This is a genomic window from Nocardia sp. No.11 (assembly GCF_038752175.1).
GTDB lineage: Bacteria > Actinomycetota > Actinomycetes > Mycobacteriales > Mycobacteriaceae > Nocardia > Nocardia canadensis.
Genome location: NZ_JBCGFB010000255.1, coordinates 1 through 1719, shown reverse-complemented (window position 1 = coordinate 1719; position 1719 = coordinate 1). Strand labels below are relative to the sequence as shown.

The window sequence follows — 1719 nt, the reverse complement described above, 5'->3', positions numbered from 1 at the left end:
TGGTCGGCGCCGCCTGCGGCGCCAGCCCCGACCAGCTCGCGGGCGTCGTCGTCTACACCACGCTCACCGGCGCGGCCACCGCCGCGCAACGGCTGCTCGCCGTCGATCCCGCCGCCATCGCCGCGGGCACGATGCGGCTGGCCCCGCTGTGCGACCGGATCGCCGCCGAGGCGGTCACCGGCCTGGCCGCGCTGTCGGACCCGCTGCAGGACGCGCTGGCCGAACGTCACCTGGATCGCGACATGCCGCTGTTCGCTTCGTAGCCGCCCGACATCCCCGTCCCCTCGAGAAGGAGTTCCCATGCCGCCCCATCTGATCGACGGCGAACCGCACGATCACAGCCACGACCGTCCCAAGCGGCACCGCACGCCGGGCGAGGCGCTGCGGATCGGCATCGGCGGCCCGGTCGGCTCCGGCAAGACCGCGCTGGTCGCGGCGCTGTGCAGGCAGCTGCGTGACGAGCTGTCCCTCGCCGTGCTGACCAACGACATCTACACCACCGAGGACGCCGACTTCCTGCGCCGCCACGCGGTCCTGCCCGACGAGCGGATCACCGCCGTGCAGACCGGCGGCTGCCCGCACACCGCCATCCGTGACGACATCACCGCCAACCTCGACGCCATCGACGACCTGGTCGCGGCCAACCCGCCGCTGGACCTGATCCTGGTCGAGTCCGGCGGCGACAACCTCACCGCGACATTCTCCTCGGGCCTGATCGACGTGCAGATCTTCGTCGTCGACGTGGCCGGTGGCGACAAGGTGCCGCGCAAGGGCGGCCCCGGTGTCACCTTCTCGGATCTGCTGGTGGTCAACAAGACCGACCTGGCGCCCCTGGTCGGCGCCGATCTGGGGGTCATGGAACGCGACGCGGCCAAGGTACGCGAGGGGCGTCCCACCGCGCTGGTATCGCTGACCGACGATCCCGCCGCCACCCCGGTGCTGGCGTGGGTGCGCGAGCAGCTGCGGGTGGCCGCCGAACAGGACGCGGCGACCGGCGTTGCGCACTGAGCTGAGCATCGTCGCCGCCCCGGGCAGGCTGCCGCGCATCGACGCGGTCGGCGGCCTGGCCGGGCGGTCCACCGGCGCCGACACCGTGCACCTGATCGGGACCGCGGCGACCCCGCTCGGTGGGGACGAGCTCGATATCCGCATCGTCGTGTTGCCGGGCGCGCGCTTGATCGTCCGGTCGGTGGCGGCGACGATCGCGCTGCCGAGTGCGCGGACACCGATGTCGGTGGGGCACTGGCACTTCGAGGTCGGCGCGGGCGCGGAACTGGATTTCGCTCCGGAACCGACGATCGTCGCCGGTGGCGCACAGCACCACACGGTGACGACCGTGCGGTTGGCCGCCGACGCGCGGCTGCGGCTTCGCGAGCGAGTGCAGCTCGGGCGCAGCGGTGAGGACGCCGGCCGGTGGCGTGGTGACCTGATCGCCGATCTCGACGATCTGCCGCTGCTGCGCCACCGCCTCGCCCTCGGTGCGGACACGGTCACCGACGACCGGCTCAGCGCCGCCCGTGCCCTCGACAGCGAACTGCGCTATCCGGACGATCGACCCGCCTGGTCCGGTGGTCTGGACGCGGTGCGGTTGCCGCTGGCCGCGGGCGGATCACTGGCGACCCGGACCGGCTCCCGCCTGCGCGCCGGCTCGCCGGACGAGGCGGCGCACGCGGTCACGGTCGGCTAGAACGACAGTGGGAGCCGGGGCGAACCCCGGCT

The 1719-nt window shown here is 73.3% G+C and carries 2 protein-coding genes and 1 pseudogene; all 3 read left to right on the top strand.

The window, feature by feature from the left end:
• Positions 1–263 (top strand): annotated as a pseudogene (locus tag V8688_RS31875) (urease accessory protein UreF); the annotation flags it as partial.
• A 37-nt stretch (positions 264–300) separates the two neighbouring features.
• The gene (ureG, locus tag V8688_RS31870) at positions 301–1008 is read left to right on the top strand and encodes an urease accessory protein UreG (RefSeq protein WP_218719769.1); all 708 of its coding nucleotides are present in this window, start codon (positions 301–303) and stop codon (positions 1006–1008) included.
• Positions 998–1687, top strand: a complete 690-nt coding sequence (locus tag V8688_RS31865; RefSeq protein ID WP_218719768.1) for an urease accessory protein UreD — start codon at positions 998–1000, stop codon at positions 1685–1687. The genes ureG and V8688_RS31865 overlap by 11 nt, the downstream gene beginning before the upstream one ends.
• Positions 1688–1719 lie beyond the last annotated feature (32 nt).